Source organism: Streptomyces sp. NPDC048604 (assembly GCF_043199435.1).
Taxonomy (GTDB): domain Bacteria; phylum Actinomycetota; class Actinomycetes; order Streptomycetales; family Streptomycetaceae; genus Streptomyces.
The window spans coordinates 108,939-125,152 of sequence record NZ_JBICVX010000003.1; the positions used below are offsets into that span (position 1 = coordinate 108,939).

Here is a 16,214-nt window from a genome sequence, read left to right on the forward strand (position 1 = left end):
GGCCGATTACTTTCGGCCGTCGACATGAGTTCTGTAAGGGCCGCTCTCCTATGGAGGGCGGCCCTTACGCGTACCCCTGGCTGATCCAATTGGGTGGGGCGGGCGTCGACCGGTAGACTGCTGAGGTTGCTCGGCGAGGGAGGCCGTCCGCGTGTGCGCGGTTCGGCGGTCCGTTATCGACGCGCTCTTCGTAGCAGGCCATCGCCAGTCGTGGCCGGGTGACCGTCGTTTTCCGTCACTTACTACGAGGAGTGCCATATGTCCGAGGTGAAGCTCGCCGCCGCCGTCCGCACCGAGTTCGGCAAGGGCGCGGCCCGCAAGATCCGCCGCGACGGCCAGGTCCCCGGTGTCCTGTACGGCCACGGCTCGGACCCGATCCACCTGAGCCTGCCGGGCCACGAGCTGCAGCTCGCCCTGCGTACCCCGAACGTCCTGCTGACGCTGGACATCGACGGCAAGGGCCAGGAGCTGGCGATCCCGAAGTCCACGCAGCGCGACCCGCTGAAGGGCTTCCTGGAGCACGTCGACCTGCTTCTGGTGAAGCGCGGCGAGAAGGTCACCGTCGAGGTTCCGGTCGTCGCCGAGGGCGAGCTGAAGGCCGGTGGCAACCTGCTGGAGCACGTGCTCAACACGCTCTCCGTCGAGGCCGAGGCCACCCACCTGCCGGAGGCCGTGACGGTCTCCGTCGAGGGCCTGGAGGCCGGCTCGTCCATCCTGGCGCAGGACATCGTCCTGCCCAAGGGCGTCACCCTGGTGACCGAGGCCGACGCCGTCGTGCTGCAGGTCCTGGCCGCGCAGGCCGAGGAGCCGGCTGCCGAGGCCGCCGAGGGCGAGGCCGCCGAGGGCGCCGAGGCCTGAGCCGTAGGCTCTGCTTGACGTGACGGGGTGACGGGCCACGGCCGGTCACCCCGTTTCTTTCTGTCCAGTTTTCTTTTGGAGACGCAGATGACGGACGACGCGAACGCCCCCTGGCTGATCGTCGGCCTCGGCAATCCGGGGCCGGAGTACGCGGCCAACCGGCACAACGTGGGCTTCATGGCGGTGGATCTGCTGGCGGAGCGGATCGGCGGGAAGTTCAAGCGGGCGCAGAAGGCGCAGGCGCAGGTCGTGGAAGGCCGGATGGGTCCGCCGGGGCCGGAGAACCGGCGGGTGATCCTGGCGAAGCCGATGTCGTACATGAATCTGTCGGGCGGTCCGGTGTCGGCGTTGCGGGACTTCTACAAGGTGCCGGTGGCGCATGTGGTGGCGGTCCATGACGAGCTGGACATCGACTACGGGACGCTGCGGCTGAAGCTGGGCGGCGGGGACAACGGGCACAACGGGCTGAAGTCGATGACGAAGGCGTTCGGTGCGGAGTACCACCGGGTGCGGTTCGGGATCGGGCGGCCGCCGGGGCGGATGCAGGTGGCGGATTTCGTGCTGAAGGATTTCTCGTCGTCGGAGCGCAAGGAGCTGGACTACTTCGTGGACCGGGCGGCGGATTCGGTGGAGTGCCTGGTGGCGGAGGGCCTGGAGCGGGCGCAGTCGGCGTACAACGCGTAGGGGTGGCCGGCTCGTAGGGGTACGCCTGTACGATCCCGCCCCATGAAGCGCACCGTCCTCCTCCGGCACTCCCGTCGCGCCGCCATGACGCTGGTGGCCCTGCTGCTCGTGGTGGCGGGGACGTGGTCGTCATGGGGGTCCGCGCAGCATGTACTGCTGTCCAAGGGGCGGGAGCACGGCACGCTGACGGTGACGGGGTGCACGGACGAGCTGTGCAGCGGCCGGTACGTGCCGGCGGATCCGGGGTCGCGGCGGAGCGCGGTGACGATCGAGCGCTCGGTGGCGGCCGCGAAGGGGCAGACGCTGCCGGTGGTGGTGAAGCCGGGTACGGACGAGGCGGTGCGTACGGGCTGGGGCGGCGGTCTGCACGCGTGGGTGCCGTTGGGCGGGGCGTTGCTGCTGGCGTCGCTGGTGATCGGGGGCGGGCTGCGGATGACGCGTACGGCGTGGTCGGCGGCGGCGCTGGGCGGGGCGTTGCTGCTGGGGACGTTCTTCGCGCTCTGATCGCCTCTGCTTGGCTCTGATCGGCTCTGACTCGCTCTGACTCGCTCTGAGGTTTTTCGCCAACTGGCGGGAATTGTTATGAGCCCATGGGTTAAGGGGGGCATAAAGCGACGGCTAGGCTGCCTCCGCCACCTCCCACGGCACTCTCATCCCAGATGGACAGCCCATATGCGACGTACCCTCATCCCTGCCTGCGCCGTCGTCGCCGCTCTGTCGGCGACCGTGCTGCTGGCCCCCACCGCCGCCGCCACGCCGAAGCCCAAGGGCGACAACGGCACCGTGAAGATCCACGACTCGAAGACCGGCGAGGAGCTCCGTAAGAACGAGCCCAAGGTCTGCGAGTTCTACCTCGACGCCTTCGGCTTCGACGCCGGTCAGAAGGTCGCGTGGCACATCGAGGCCTGGGCGAACAACGACCAGGACAAGGGCACCACGGTCAAGGACGGCACGATCGTCCTGGACGCGGACGGCCACGAGCGCACCGAGGACATGACCCTCCCGAACGGCCAGTACAAGCTGTTCTGGAACTTCGAGGGCGAGAACGGCCGCGCGAAGCACAAGGTCTTCAAGACCGACTGCGAGCCGGGCGAGGAGCCCACGAAGCCGGGCGAGGAGCCCACCAAGCCCGGCGAGGAGCCCACCAAGCCGGGCGAGGAGCCCACCAAGCCCGGCGAGGAGCCCACCAAGCCGGGCGAGGAGCCGGGTTCCTCCGCGTCCCCGTCCGCGCCGGGCGCTCCCGGTGAGCAGAGCACCGGCGGCAACGGCGCCGAGGGCGACCTGGCCGAGACGGGCTCCAGCGCCCCGGTCGGCATCATCGCCGCGGCCGCTGTGGCCCTCGCAGGCGTCGGCGGCTTCCTGGTGACGCGCCGCCGCAAGGCCGCGCAGGGCTGAACCCCGTAGTACGACAGTGCCCCCACCGGCCGCGCCGGTGGGGGCACTTCGCGTCCGGGGAGCCGTCAGCCGGTGTTGCGCAGGCCGGCGGCCACGCCGTTGACGGTCAGCAGCAGGGCGCGGGACAGCGTCGGGTCCGGCTCCTCCTCGCGTGCGGCGGCGGCGCGCTGGCGGGCGAGCAGCGAGACCTGGAGGTAGGAGATCGGGTCGAGGTAGGCGTCGCGGATGGCGAAGGTCTGCTGGAGCACCGGGTTGGAGTCGAGCAGCTTCTCACCGCCCGTCACCTTCAGGACCTCCTCGACGGTGAGCGCGTGCTCGGCCTCGATGCTGTCGAAGACGTGCTTGAGCTCGTCGGGGACGAGGGTGTCGACGTAGTGGCGGGCGATCCGCAGGTCCGTCTTGGCGAGCGTCATCTCGACGTTGGAGAGGAAATTGCGGAAGAAGTGCCAGTTCTCGTACATCTCGCCGAGCACGCCGTCGAGACCCGCCTCGCGCAGCGCCTTGAGGCCGGAGCCGACTCCGTACCAGCCGGGGACGATCTGCCGGGACTGGGTCCAGCCGAACACCCACGGGATGGCCCGCAGTCCGTCGAGGGAGACGCCCGAGCCGGGGCGGCGGGAGGGCCGCGAGCCCAGGTGCAGGTCGGCGAGCTGGTCGACGGGCGTCGAGGCGAGGAAGTACGTCGGGAGGTCCGGGTCCTCGACCAGCTTGCGGTACGCGGTGTGGGCGGCCTCGGAGGCGGTGTCCATGGCCGCGTCCCAGCGGGCGAGGGACTCGTCGGACTGGCGGGGCGCGGTGTGCAGGGCGGAGGCCTGCAGGGTGGCCGCGACGGTCAGTTCGAGGTTCTCGCGGGCGAGGGACGGGATGAGGTACTTGTCGGAGATGACCTCGCCCTGCTCGGTGACCTTGATCTCGCCCTCCAGGGTGCCCCAGGGCTGGGCGAGGATCGCGTCGTGGGAGGGGCCGCCGCCGCGGCCGACGGTGCCGCCGCGGCCGTGGAAGAGGCGCAGGCGGACGCCGTAGCGGTGGGCGACGTCCCTCAACCTCCGCTGAGCGCGGTGGATCTCCCACTGGGAGGTGGTGATGCCGCCGAACTTGGAGGAGTCGGAGTAGCCGAGCATGACCTCCTGGACGTCGCCGCGCAGGGCGACGAGGCGGCGGTAGGAGGGGTCCGCCAGCATGTCGTTGAGGATGACGTCGGCGGCCTTGAGCTCGTCGGTGGTCTCCAGGAGCGGCACGATGCCGATCTTGGCCCAGCCGCCGTGCAGGTCGATCAGTCCGGCCTCGCGGGCGAGCACGGCGGCGGCGAAGACGTCGTCGGCGCCCTGGCACATCGAGATGATGTACGACTCGATGACCTCGGGGCCGAAGCGTTCGAAGGCTTCCTTGACGGTGTGGAAGACACCGAGGGTCTTCTGGCCGGCCGCGTCCAGCGGGGCCGGGGTGGGGGCCAGCGGGCGGCGGGAGCGGAGTTCCTTGGCGAGCAGCCGCTGCCGGTAGTCGCGGGGCATGTCGGCGTAGCGCCAGGACTCCTCGCCGAGCCGGTCGAAGAGCTGGCCGAGGGCGTGGTGGTGGGCGTCGGCGTGTTCGCGGACGTCCATGGTGGCGAGCTGGAGGCCGAAGGCGGACAGGGTGCGGATGACCCGGTCGAGGCGGCCGTCGGCGAGCAGGCCGCCGCGGTGGGCGCGCAGCGACTCCTGGATCAGGGTGAGGTCGGCGATCAGTTCGGCGGTGCCGAGGTAGTCGCGGCCGGGCTGGTGCGGGGTGCCGTGGGCGAGCCGGTCACGGGTGTGGACGAGCTTCTGCCGGATGCAGGTGGCCTTGAGCCGGTAGGGCTCCTCGGCATTGAGGCGCTTGTAGCGGGGGCTGATCTCGGGCAGGCCGTCGAGGTCGGCCTGGAGGGAGGCGAGGAGTTCCTCGGAGGCACCGGCGTAGCGGATGGAGTTGGACAGCAGGGCGCGCAGTTCGTCGATCAGTTCGAGGGCGTCGCCGATGCCGTGCTCGTGCTGGAGGATCAGGACGTCCCAGGTCACGGCGGGGGTGACGTTGGGGTTGCCGTCGCGGTCGCCGCCGATCCAGGTGCCGAAGGTGAGCGGGCGGGTGCCGGCGGGCAGTTCGATGCCGACGCGCTCCAGTTCCGCGGCGAGGTCCTCCAGGACGGCGCCGACGGCGCCGGCGTGCAGCTCGTCGAGGTAGTAGATGGCGTTGCGGGCCTCGTCGGCGGGCTCGGGTCGGACGACGCGGAGTTCGTCGGTCTGCCAGATGAGGTCGATGTTCTCGGCGAGCCGCTGGTCGAGGCGGCGCCGGTCGGTCTCGACGACAGAGGTCTCGAGGAGGGCGGCGACGCGGCGCAGCTTGTTGAGCACGGAGCGGCGGGCGGCCTCGGTGGGGTGCGCGGTGAAGACGGGGCGCACGTTGAGGTTCTTGACGGTCGCGCGGACGTGCTCGGGGTCGCCGTCCTTGAGCATGTCGGCGGTGCGGGCGAGCAGGCCGCCCTCGCCGGCGCGCTTCTCGCGCAGCTCCCGGCCTCGGTGCACCTGCTCGGTGACGTTGGCGAGGTGGAAGTAGGTGGAGAAGGCGCGCACCAGCTTGGCGGCGGTCTCGAGGTCGGTGTCGCCGAGCAGCGCGGCGGCGGCGTCGCCGTCCTCGCGGGTGAGGTGGCGGACCTTCTCGACGAGGTCGAGGAGGTCGCGGCCCTCCTGCCGGACGAGTGTCTCGCCCAGCAGGTCGCCCAGTCGGCGGATGTCGGCGCGCAGCTCGGTGCGGGCGGAGGAGGTCTGGTCGGCACTGCTCACAGGTGCGGCTCCTTGCAGTGTTTGAGCACGTCTGGAGGGTTTCCTACAGGCTGCGGACCGCGCTGTCCGACGTACCAAGGATAGGTGTGTCGTCCCGTCGCGCGGCGCACGGGCTCGCTTGTGCCCTCTTGCCGCGCGCCTCGGCGCTGCCATACTTACGTCGCCGTAGGTTACGGACCCGTAGCCAGGGCCGTGGCCAGGCGTCCGGCCTCTCCCTCCTTCACCCCCAGGGGACCCCACCCATGACCTCTAGCCCCCAGGTGCTCGACCCGGCCCCGGATCTGCCCTCCGCCACACTGGGCGGGGACCGGAAAGGCTCCGTCGAGCAGATCGCGCTGCTGTTGTTCATCACGGTGCCCTTCGTGGCTCTGGTCGCGGCGGTGCCGCTGGCCTGGGGCTGGGGCGTGAGCTGGCTCGATCTGGGCCTGATGACGGCGATGTACTTCATCGGCTGCCACGGCATCACGATCGGCTTCCACCGTTACTTCACGCATGGTTCGTTCAAGGCGAAGCGTCCGCTGCGGATCGCGCTGGCGATCATGGGCTCGCTGGCGGTGGAGGGGCCCCTGGTGCGCTGGGTGGCCGACCACCGCAAGCACCACAAGTTCTCCGACGCCGAGGGCGACCCGCACTCGCCGTGGCGGTTCGGCGAGACGCTGCCGGCGCTGATGAAGGGTCTGTGGTGGGCGCACATCGGCTGGATGTTCGACGAGGAGCGCACCCCGCAGCACAAGTACGCCCCTGACCTGATCAAGGATCCGGCGCTGGTGGCGATCTCGCGCCAGTTCGTGCTGTGGACGGTCCTGTCGCTGGCGATCCCGCCGGTGGTGGGCGGTCTGGTGACGATGTCGTGGTGGGGCGCGTTCACCGCCTTCTTCTGGGGTTCGCTGGTGCGGGTGGCGCTGCTGCACCACGTGACCTGGTCGATCAACTCGATCTGCCACGCGGTGGGCAAGCGGCCGTTCAAGTCGCGGGACCGTTCGGGCAACGTGTGGTGGCTGGCGGTGCTGTCGTGCGGCGAGTCGTGGCACAACCTGCACCACGCGGAGCCGACGTCGGCGCGGCACGGGGTGCTGCGCGGGCAGGTCGACTCCAGTGCGCGGCTGATCCGCTGGTTCGAGCAGCTGGGCTGGGCGTACGACGTGCGCTGGCCGGCCGAGGGGCGCATCGAAGCCCGCCGCCAGGCCGCGTCCGTCGATTCGGCATGATGGAGGGTGTGGCGATCGACGGCAGTTCCAGCAGCAGTGACAAGCCCCGCCGGGGGCGCAGGATCCGCATGACCGGCGCGGAGCGCCGGGAACAGCTGCTGGACATCGGCCGCACCTTGTTCGCCGCGAAGGGTTTCGAGGGCACGTCGGTGGAGGAGATCGCGGCGAAGGCCGGCGTCTCCAAGCCGGTGGTGTACGAGCACTTCGGCGGCAAGGAGGGCCTGTACGCGGTCGTCGTGGACCGGGAGATGCGCCAGCTGCTCGACATGGTGACGGGGGCGCTGACCGCGGGGCATCCGCGTGAGCTCCTGGAGCAGGCGGCGTTCGCGCTGCTCGACTACATCGAGCGGTACACGGACGGGTTCCGGATCCTGGTGCGGGACTCGCCGGTGGCGCAGTCGACGGGCACGTTCGCCTCGCTGATCAGCGATATCGCCACACAGGTCGAGGACATTCTGGGCCTGGAGTTCAAGGCCCGCGGCTTCGATCCGAAGCTGGCGCCGCTGTACGCGCAGGCGCTGGTGGGCATGGTGGCGCTGACCGGCCAGTGGTGGCTGGACGTGCGCAAGCCGAAGAAGGCCGAGGTGGCCGCGCATCTGGTGAATCTGGCGTGGCACGGCCTGGACGGCATGGAGCAGAAGCCGCGGCTGATAGGTCACCGCAAGAGCTGAGCCGGACGCGGGAGGGGCCGTCGCACCTGGGGTGCGGCGGCCCCTTCGTCGTGCGCGGCCCCTTCGTCGTACGCGGCCCTTTCGTCGTACGCGGGTCAGGTTCGTCGTACGGGGGTCAGCCGGTCCGGCGGGCGACGGCGAAGAGGCGGCGGAACGGGAACACGGTGCCGTGCGGGCCGGGCGGGTAGGCGGCGCGGAGCAGGTCGCGGTACCGGCCGAGGAAGGCACCGGAGGCCTCGGGGTCGTCGCCGAGGGCGGTGAGCACGGGCCGCAGGGCGGTGCCCTTGACCCAGTCGAGGACGGGGTCCTCGCCGGTGAGCAGCTGGAGGTAGGTGGTCTCCCAGACGTCGGCGGTGCAGCCGAGGCCGAGGAGGCGGGTGAGGTACTCGGCGGGTTCCAGGACGGGCGCGGGGCCGCGCAGGACGTCGCCGAGGCGGTCCTGCCACTCGGGGCGGGCGCACAGTTCGCGCAGCAGGGTGTGGCTGGGCGCGGTGAAGTTGCCGGGGACCTGGAAGGCGAACACGCCGCCGGGGGCGAGGGCGCCGAGCCAGCCGGCGAAGGAGTCGGCGTGGCCGGGCGCCCACTGGAGGGCGGCGTTGGAGACGATCAGGTCGTACGGCTCGTCGGGTGTCCAGTCCGTGAGGTCGGCGGCCCGGAAGTCGAGCCGGCCGCCGCCGGGGGTGGGACCCGCGTGGTCCTTGCCGGCGCGCGTCAGCATCTCGGGCGAGTTGTCGAAGCCGGTGATCAGTGCGTCGGGCCAGCGGGCGGCGAGCAGGGCGGTCACGTTGCCCGCGCCGCAGCCGAGGTCGGCGATGCGGGCGGGGCGGCCGGTGTCGGGCAGGTCGGGGACGCGGGCGAGCAGGTCGAGGAAGGGGCGGGTGCGGTGCCCGGAGTGGCGGAGGTACTGCTGCGGGTCCCACGTGGGTGCCGAATGCATGGGCTGCCTCCTGGCCGGCAGGGCGCGCCGGGCGGATGGTTCCGCCGGGCCGGTTCCTGCCCATCGGTTTCGCCCATGGTCCCCCGAAAGTATCTCGACATCAAGAGACTTTATGTCAACAGACCCTCTACACTGATCGTCATGGAGGACGAGGTCGACCGTCTGGTCGCTGCATGGCGCCGCGAGCGCCCGGACCTCGACGTGGAACCGCTCGAGGTGCTCAGCCGCGTCTCGCGGCTCGCCCGCCATCTCGACCGTGCCCGTCGGCTCGCCTTCTCCGAGCACAACCTGGAGCCCTGGGAGTTCGACGTCCTCACGTCGCTGCGCCGGGCCGGCTCCCCGTACCAGCTCTCCCCCGGCCAGCTGCTCACCCAGACGCTGGTCACCTCGGGCACGATGACCAACCGCATCGACCGGCTCGCCAAGAAGGGCCTCGTCGAACGGCTTCCGGACCCCAGCGACCGGCGCGGCGTACTCGTCCGACTGACCGCCGAGGGCCGCGACCGGGCGGACGAGGCACTGGCCGGACTGCTGGCGCAGGAGCGCGCGATCCTCGCCCAGCTCTCCCGCACCCAGCGCGGCGAACTGGCCGGTCTGCTACGCCAGCTGACCGCCCCGTTCGACAACGTCCCCGGCTAGCTCGGCCGGTCCGACGCCCGCCCGTCGGGCCAGCGCCACCGCCGCGAGCGTGGAGTGCACGCCCAGCTTGCCCAGCACGTTCTGCATATGGGTGCGGACGGTGTGCGGGGACAGGAACAGCCGCTCGGCGACCGCCTTGCGGCCCAGGCCCGCCACCATGCAGCGCAGCACCTCCCGCTCCCGCGGGGTCAGCGACTCCACCAGCTGCTCGCTCTCGGTGCGGTGCTTGCGAGCCGCCGTCAGTTCCCGCAGCACGCCGGTGAGCAGCGCCGGCGGCAGATGCGTCTCGTCGCGCAGCACACCGCGGATGACCGCGAGCAGCCGCTGCAGCGAACAGTCCTTGGCGACCCAGCCGGAGGCCCCGGCCTGCAGCGCGAGCGCGGCCCGGCGCGGATCGTCCTTCTCGGCGAGCACGACCGTGCGCACCGCGGGCTGCGCCGAACGCACCCCGCCCACCAGCGAGATCCCGTCGACCACCGCCTCGGCGTCGTCGGGCACGGCGCGCGCCACCGCCGGCGCGGCCGCGACGCCGAGGTCGGCGTCGACGAGCAGCACGTCGAACCGGCGGCCCTCGGCGGCCGCCCGGTCCATGCAGCGCAGTGCCGCCGGGCCGCTTCCCGCGGCGGCGACGTCGACGTCGTGCTCCGCCGCGAGGGCCGCGGCCAGCGACTCGGCGAAGATGCGGTGGTCGTCCACCACCAGGACCCGGATACGGACCACGGACACCCCCAAGTGTCGAGGAACCAAGACCGGCGCGGGCACGACGCCGGGGGCGGGTCCGTCACACAACGCACGGCCGCCGCCGTGCTGTGACTGTTACCCCGCCCCGGGCGTCGTACCCGACGGTTCTCGCCCCCTGATCAGCACCGGCCCCCACCGGTGCTGTGCATCAGAGTAAGGGTGTGGGCCGCCGACGGCGAAGGTTTCGCGGAAGTCGGTCAACCTCGTGGCGCACTGTGGTACTTGGGGAGGGCGGGGCTCACAGGCGGCGCGCGCCCGCCGAGGGAGGCGCCTCGAAGATCCCCGGCGCGCCGACCCCGGCCCGGGCGAACGCCTTGCACACCGCGGCGGCCACCACGTCCGCGCCGCGGGGGCCGGACTCCTCCGCGAGGACGACGACGGAGCCGCCGAAACCGCCGCCGGTCATCCGCGCACCCAGCGCCCCCGCCGCGTTCGCGGCCTCGACGGCGAGGTCCAACTCCGGGCAGGACACCCGCAGATCGTCGCGGAGCGAGGCGTGGCCCTCGCTGAGCAGCGGCCCGACGTCGCGGACCTCGCCGGCGTCGAGCAGCCCGATCGTGCGGCGCACCCGCTCGTTGTCACAGACCACGTGGCGCACGTAGCGGCGGACGGTGTCGTCGTCCAGCCGGGCGAGGGCGGAGGACAGTTGCGCGTACGGGATCTCGCGCAGGCTGCGCACGCCGAGCGCCCGCGCGCCGGCCTCGCAGCCGGCGCGCCGCTCCGCGTACGCGCCGTCGCCGAGGGCGTGCTTGACGCGGGTGTCGACGACGAGCAGCCGCAGCCCGAACGCGCCGAGGTCGAACGGCACCTGGCGGTACGACAGGTCGCGGGTGTCGAGGAACAGGGCGTGCCCCTCGACGGCGCAGGCGGAGGCCATCTGGTCCATCACCCCGCAGGGCACGCCGACGAAGGCGTTCTCGGCGCGCTGGGCGATCCGGGCGAGCTGCGGACGGCCGAGCCCGAGCCCGTACAGCTCGTCCAGGGCGAGGGCGGTGACGACCTCCAGGGCGGCCGAGGAGGACAGGCCCGCGCCCGTGGGCACGGTGGAGGCGAGGTGCACGTCCACGCCGCCGACCGGGTACCCGGCCTCCCGCAGCGCCCAGACGACGCCGGCGGGGTACGCGGCCCAGCCGGTGCCCTGGCCGGGCGCGAGCTCGGCCGCGTCGAGGACGACGACGCCGCCGGGCTGGTCGGCCGAGTGCAGCCGCAGCAGCCCGTCGTCGCGCCGGGAGACGGCGGCGACGGCGGTGTGCGGCAGCGCCAGCGGCAGCACGAAGCCGTCGTTGAAGTCGGTGTACTCGCCGATCAGGTTGACCCGGCCGGGCGCCGCCCACAGGCCGTCCGGGACGGCTCCGTACAGTCCGGCGAAGTCCTCGGCGACGCGCCGCGCGGCCGCGGCCCCGGCCGTCACACGTCCTCCTGTGCGCGCCGTCGGGCGAACTCCCAGGCGTCGGCGACGATGTCGGCGAGGTCGGGCCGGGACGGGACCCAGCCGAGCCGCTTGCGGGCGGCCTCGGACGAGGCGACGAGGACGGCCGGGTCGCCGGGCCGGCGCGCGGCGGCGACCTCGGGGATCGGGTGGCCGGTGACCTTGCGGACGGTCTCGACGACCTCGCGGACGGAGAAGCCGTTGCCGTTGCCGAGGTTGCAGATCAGGTGCTCGCCGGGGGTGAGCGCGCCGAGGGCCAGCAGATGGGCCTCGGCGAGGTCGGCGACATGGATGTAGTCGCGGACGCAGGTGCCGTCGGGGGTCGGGTAGTCGTCGCCGTACACGGAGATCGACTCGCGGCGGCCGAGGGCGACCTGGAGGACCAGCGGGATCAGGTGGGACTCGGGGTCGTGGAGCTCGCCCTGCGCGCCGTACGCGCCGGCGACGTTGAAGTACCGCAGCGAGCAGGCGGCCAGGCCGTACGCCCGGGCGTCGGCGGCGATCATCTGGTCGACGGCGAACTTGGAGAAGCCGTACGGGTTGCTCGGCACCGTGGGCGCGGACTCGGTGATCGGGGTGACGGCCGGCTCGCCGTAGACGGCGGCGGTGGAGGAGAACACCAGCCGGCGCACGCCGGCGTCGCGCATGGCGGCGAGCAGCGCCTCGGAGCCGGCCATGTTGTTCGCGTAGTACTTCTCCGGCTGCTGCATGGACTCGCCGACCTGCGAGAAGGCGGCGAAGTGCAGCACCGCGTCGTAGGAGTCGTCGAGCCAGCGGGCGGCTTCGTGGACGCGGCCCTCGATGAACTCGGCCCCGGCCGGGACGCTCTCGGCGAAGCCGGTCGAGAGGTCGTCCAGGACGGTGACCGCGTGCCCGTCCTCGAGGAGGTGTGCGGCGACGACGCCGCCCACGTAGCCCGCGCCGCCCGTCACCAGGTATTTCGCCTTGCTCACTTGCCCGCCACCTCTCGCAGTCGACGGGCCGCGGCCTCCGGCGGCACGTCGTTGATGAACACGCTCATACCGGATTCCGTCCCGGCGAGGTACTTCAGCTTGCCTGATGCCCGGCGGACGGTGAAAAGCTCGAGATGGAGCCCGAACTCCTCCCGCGCGACGTCGTCGAACGGCGCCTGGTGCCAGGCGGCGATGTACGGCGTCGGCGGTTCGTCCGGGCCGAAGATCCGGTCGAAGCGCCTCAAGAGTTCCAGATAGATCTGTGGGAACTCTGTGCGGGCCGCCTCGTCGAGGGCGAGCAGGTCGGGGACCCGGCGGTTCGGGTACAGGTGCACCTCGTACGGCCAGTGGGCGGCGTACGGGACGAAGGCGGTCCAGTGCTCGCCGGCCAGGACCACCCGCTCGCCGGCCTGTTCGCGGGCCAGCACGTCGTCGAAGAGGTTGCGGCCGGTGGCGGCCCGGTGCTCGGCGGCGCGGCGCTGCATGAGGGCGGTGCGGGGGGCGGTGAAGGGCAGGGCGTAGATCTGGCCGTGCGGGTGGCCGAGGGTGACGCCGATCTCGGCGCCCCGGTTCTCGAAGCAGTAGACCTGGCGGACCTGGGGGAGTCCGGCGAGTTCGGCGGTGCGGTCGGTCCAGGCGTCGAGGACGAGCGCGGCGCGTTCCTCGCTGAGGTCGGCGAAGGAGGCGTCGTGGTCGGCGGTGAAGCAGACGACCTCGCAGCGGCCGGTGGGCCCGGCGAGGGAGGGGAAGCGGTTCTCGAAGACGACGACCTCGTAGTCGCCGGAGGGGATCTCGCTGTGCCGGCCGTCGCCCGAGGGGCAGAGCGGGCACTCGTCGGCCGGGGGGTGGTAGGTGCGGGCCTGGCGGTGCGAGGCGATGGCGACGGTGTCGCCGAGCAGGGGGTCGCGGCGGAGTTCGGAGCCGGACGCGGGCGGGTCGAGGGGGCGCTCGTCGACGGCCTCGCGGACGGCGTCGTCCGCGGTGTCGTAGTAGATGAGCTCACGCCCGTCGGCGAGCGTGGTCACGGTCTTCTTCACGGGAGACCCTCCGGGGGATCGAACAGGAACACACGCAACCAACCACATTCCAACAACACACGTCAACAGAAAGGGGTCCGGGAGACTCCCGAACCCCTGCATTCCGCCCGACTCGACAACGCGGTAAGGACTGCCCCGCTCAGCCGTCCTCGCCCCGCCTCAGCCCTCCCCCGGCCCGCGCGGCCGCGGCGCCCGGTCGAGCAGACCGCTGCGCGCCGCCAGCGCCGCCGCCTCCAGGCGCGAGCCCACGCCCAGCTTCATCAGCACCCGCTGCACATGCGTCCGGGCCGTGCTCGGCGCGATCGCCATGCCCCGGGCGATCAGCCGGGTGTCCTCCCCCTCCGCGACCCGGACCAGCACCTCGACCTCCCGCGGGGTGAGCATCCGCAGCAGCCGCTGCCCCTCGTCGTCCGGCTGCTCCGACGGGTTCAGCAGCTCCGCGAACGCGCCCTGCAGCAGCTGCGGCGCGACCGCCGACTCCCCCGCCCTGGCCTTGAGCAGCGCCCGCTCCACGCCCTCGATGCGCTCGTCGTGCCGCACATAGCCGGACGCCCCGGCCGCGAACGCGGCCGCGATCCCGCGCGGGGACGGCACCGGGCCGAGCACCACCACGGCCACCTGCGGCCGCTCCCGCTTGATCCGCACGATCGGCTCGAACGCCCCAGGCTCGGCGGGCGCGGCGGTGCCGAGCAGGCACACCTCGGGCGCCCGGGCCACCACCAGTTCGGCGGCGCCCGCAGCCGGCGCCGCCGCCGCGAGCACCCGGTGCCCGCGCAGTTTCAGGGCAGAGGCCAACGCCTCCGCCAGCAGTCGGTGGTCGTCGACCACCATGAGCCGAACGCCCATCCCGTAAACCCCCACTCCCCCCTGGAGCTGGCCCCCCGGCCCTCCTGACCCGGCAAGCTACACGGTTGTTCGACCTTGCGCGTCCCTTACGTGCCAGAAGCCCCCCAGACTGCCGAATTCTGCGCCTTCCGGGCCTCGCGCAAACGGCCCGGCGCACCGGTGTGAACCGATGCGCCGGGCCGTGGCGTTCCGCGCCGGGGGTGCCGGCCGTCCGTCAGCCGGTCGTGGCGTACGCGACGATCAGGTACTCCTTGTCGTCGTACGTCGTCTTGCGCGGCTCGGAGACCATCGTCTCGGAGATGAACATCCGGCCGTTCGAGTACAGGATCTCCGCGTAGTCCGAGGAGAAGCTGGACTCGGCGTCCCGGACCGCCTCGTCGGACGGGTTCTCCAGCAGGACGGTCTGCTGGAAGCTGGCGCCGTCGATGGAGACGATCTGGCCGCCCTTGTCGTACGGCGGCGTCTTGTACGCGATCAGGTTGCCGCCGTCCATGCGCAGCGGGTACATCGAGTACCGGTCGCCGGCGTCGGCCTTGTCGCTGGTCGGCTTGCCCGTGGTGAGGTCGAAGGACACGATCTCGTTGGTGTCGCCGTACTCGCCCCCGCCCTCGTGGTCCTCGGTGGGCAGGTAGAGCCGGTTGTTGCCGACCACGACCTTGGTGCAGGTCTCCACCTCGGTGGAGCGGCAGCGGGCGGCGAACCGGTCCGCGTCCGCGGCGATCTTCACCTTGAGCTTGCCGGTGGACTCGTCGATGGAGAAGAAGTCCGAGATGCCGCTGCCGTCGCCGGCGGTGTCGCCGACGTCGGCCGCGACGACCAGCGGCTTGGTGGAGACGATCGACGCGTACTTCACGCCGGCCGGCATCTTGAACTCCGAGATCGGCTCGCCCGTGGCCGGCTTCACGTTCTGGATGACCACGGTGGAGCTGTCGTACGGGCCGCAACGGCGGACCACGGCCAGGGCGGCGCCGCCGCCGTAGCCCAGGTCCCGGCAGTTCTGCGCGTTCGCCTCCGGCTTCCAGCGCACGGCGCCGTTGGCGAGGTCGAACGCGGCGCCGCCGTCGGTGCCGCCGGCCGCGACCGTGCCACCGCCCAGCGTGACCTCGCTGAACACCACCTTGTCGTCGCCGGAGCTGGCGCTGGTGATCGACTTCGTCCACACCAGCTTGCCCGCGAGCAGGTCGACGACCGCGACCTCGGTGCACGGCTGGTAGTTGCGCGGCGGGAGCCGCTTGGCCGCCTCGTACACGATCGCGGTCTTGTTGTCCGCGGTCGTGTGCCGGGACGTGGCACAGACCTGGCCGGGCAGCGCCAGCGTCCACATCGGGGTGCCCTTGGCGGGGTCGTAGCCGACGATCGAGTTGACGCCCGTCTTCACGTACGCCTTCTCGGTCAACCAGGAGCCGGCGACGTCGGTGATGTCGGCGACCTTGGGGTGCGGCAGCTGGAAGGAGACCTTCGCCTGGGTGTTGCCCGGGACCTTCTCCTTGCCGGGGCCGTCGGGGGCGGACTTGGTCTTCCCGCCGGTCTGGCCCTGGGTCTGGCCGCCGCTGCCCTTGCCCTGGTTGCCGGGGTCGTCGTCGCCGGAGGAGGCGTACCAGACGCCGCCGCCGATGATCAGGACGACCGCGACCACCGCGGCGATGATGATCTGCATCTGGGTGTTCAGCTTCTTGCCGCCGCTCGGCGGAGTGGGCTGGTACCCGTACTGCGGCTGCGTCGGATAGCCGTACTGCGGCTGGCCCTGCGGCTGCGTGGGCGGCTGCTGGGGGTAGCCGTACTGGGGCTGCCCCTGCGGCTGCGTCGGCGGCTGCTGCGGGTAGCCGTACTGGGGCTGGCCCTGGGGCTGGCCCTGCGGCTGCGTGGGCGGCTGCTGCTGCGGGTAGCCGTACTGCGGCTGCCCCTGCGGCTGCTGGGGCGCGCCGAAACCGCCCGGAGGGGGATCCTGCGGAGCGCCGAAGCCGCCCTGCGGGGGGCCCGGAGGCTGGTTCGGCGGGGGAGGTGGCTGAGTCATCGGTCTG

The 16,214-nt window shown here is 72.0% G+C and carries 15 protein-coding genes; 7 read left to right on the forward strand and 8 right to left on the reverse strand.

The annotated features are described in order from the left end of the window. Nucleotides 1–258 precede the first annotated feature (258 nt). From ACGFMM_RS07195 to ACGFMM_RS07210, 4 genes are all read left to right on the forward strand, one after another. Nucleotides 259–858: a 50S ribosomal protein L25/general stress protein Ctc gene (locus tag ACGFMM_RS07195; protein WP_393643952.1), complete on the forward strand. Its 600-nt coding sequence runs from the start codon at nt 259–261 to the stop codon at nt 856–858. 87 nt (nt 859–945) lie between these two features. Beyond that, nucleotides 946–1,542, forward strand: a complete 597-nt coding sequence (pth, locus tag ACGFMM_RS07200) for an aminoacyl-tRNA hydrolase (protein ID WP_393643954.1) — start codon at nt 946–948, stop codon at nt 1,540–1,542. Between the two features lie 42 nt (nt 1,543–1,584). Beyond that, on the forward strand, nt 1,585–2,046 hold the full coding sequence (locus ACGFMM_RS07205) for a hypothetical protein (RefSeq protein ID WP_393643956.1): 462 nt from the start codon (nt 1,585–1,587) through the stop codon (nt 2,044–2,046). 168 nt (nt 2,047–2,214) lie between these two features. Then, nucleotides 2,215–2,937 carry an LPXTG cell wall anchor domain-containing protein gene (locus ACGFMM_RS07210; RefSeq protein ID WP_393643958.1) on the forward strand — a complete coding sequence of 241 codons (723 nt, stop codon included), beginning with the start codon at nt 2,215–2,217 and terminating at the stop codon, nt 2,935–2,937. A gap of 65 nt (nt 2,938–3,002) precedes the next feature. Here ACGFMM_RS07210 and ppc read toward each other — a convergent pair whose 3' ends face one another. Next, the gene (gene ppc, locus ACGFMM_RS07215; RefSeq protein WP_393643960.1) at nt 3,003–5,732 is read right to left on the reverse strand and encodes a phosphoenolpyruvate carboxylase; all 2,730 of its coding nucleotides are present in this window, start codon (nt 5,730–5,732) and stop codon (nt 3,003–3,005) included. A 242-nt stretch (nt 5,733–5,974) separates the two neighbouring features. On the opposite strand from ppc, the gene ACGFMM_RS07220 reads away from it, so the two are divergent. Further along, nucleotides 5,975–6,940 carry an acyl-CoA desaturase gene (locus ACGFMM_RS07220; protein ID WP_393643962.1) on the forward strand — a complete coding sequence of 322 codons (966 nt, stop codon included), beginning with the start codon at nt 5,975–5,977 and terminating at the stop codon, nt 6,938–6,940. After that, the gene (locus ACGFMM_RS07225; protein ID WP_393643964.1) at nt 6,937–7,611 is read left to right on the forward strand and encodes a TetR family transcriptional regulator; all 675 of its coding nucleotides are present in this window, start codon (nt 6,937–6,939) and stop codon (nt 7,609–7,611) included. The genes ACGFMM_RS07220 and ACGFMM_RS07225 overlap by 4 nt, the downstream gene beginning before the upstream one ends. A gap of 115 nt (nt 7,612–7,726) precedes the next feature. Here ACGFMM_RS07225 and ACGFMM_RS07230 read toward each other — a convergent pair whose 3' ends face one another. After that, on the reverse strand, nt 7,727–8,548 hold the full coding sequence (locus ACGFMM_RS07230; RefSeq protein WP_393643966.1) for a trans-aconitate 2-methyltransferase: 822 nt from the start codon (nt 8,546–8,548) through the stop codon (nt 7,727–7,729). A gap of 141 nt (nt 8,549–8,689) precedes the next feature. Between ACGFMM_RS07230 and ACGFMM_RS07235 the strand changes: the two genes are divergently transcribed. Continuing rightward, on the forward strand, nt 8,690–9,187 hold the full coding sequence (locus ACGFMM_RS07235; RefSeq protein WP_393643968.1) for a MarR family winged helix-turn-helix transcriptional regulator: 498 nt from the start codon (nt 8,690–8,692) through the stop codon (nt 9,185–9,187). Here the strand turns inward: ACGFMM_RS07235 and ACGFMM_RS07240 are convergent. The 6 genes from ACGFMM_RS07240 to ACGFMM_RS07265 form a co-directional block, all read right to left on the reverse strand. Further along, a complete protein-coding gene (locus tag ACGFMM_RS07240) occupies nt 9,146–9,907 on the reverse strand; it encodes a LuxR C-terminal-related transcriptional regulator (protein WP_393644701.1) in 762 nt (253 codons plus the stop codon). The genes ACGFMM_RS07235 and ACGFMM_RS07240 overlap by 42 nt on opposite strands. Before the next feature lie 259 nt (nt 9,908–10,166). Next, nucleotides 10,167–11,339 carry a galactokinase gene (gene galK, locus ACGFMM_RS07245; RefSeq protein ID WP_393643970.1) on the reverse strand — a complete coding sequence of 391 codons (1,173 nt, stop codon included), beginning with the start codon at nt 11,337–11,339 and terminating at the stop codon, nt 10,167–10,169. Further along, nucleotides 11,336–12,310 carry a UDP-glucose 4-epimerase GalE gene (gene galE / locus ACGFMM_RS07250; protein ID WP_393643971.1) on the reverse strand — a complete coding sequence of 325 codons (975 nt, stop codon included), beginning with the start codon at nt 12,308–12,310 and terminating at the stop codon, nt 11,336–11,338. Before galE ends, galK begins: the two co-directional genes overlap by 4 nt. Beyond that, nucleotides 12,307–13,347 carry a galactose-1-phosphate uridylyltransferase gene (galT, locus tag ACGFMM_RS07255; protein ID WP_393643972.1) on the reverse strand — a complete coding sequence of 347 codons (1,041 nt, stop codon included), beginning with the start codon at nt 13,345–13,347 and terminating at the stop codon, nt 12,307–12,309. The genes galE and galT overlap by 4 nt, the downstream gene beginning before the upstream one ends. 159 nt (nt 13,348–13,506) lie before the next feature. Beyond that, entirely contained in the window at nt 13,507–14,193 is a 687-nt protein-coding gene (locus ACGFMM_RS07260; RefSeq protein ID WP_393643974.1) for a response regulator transcription factor, read from the reverse strand. Between the two features lie 214 nt (nt 14,194–14,407). After that, nucleotides 14,408–16,207, reverse strand: a complete 1,800-nt coding sequence (locus ACGFMM_RS07265; RefSeq protein ID WP_393643976.1) for a PQQ-binding-like beta-propeller repeat protein — start codon at nt 16,205–16,207, stop codon at nt 14,408–14,410. Nucleotides 16,208–16,214 lie beyond the last annotated feature (7 nt).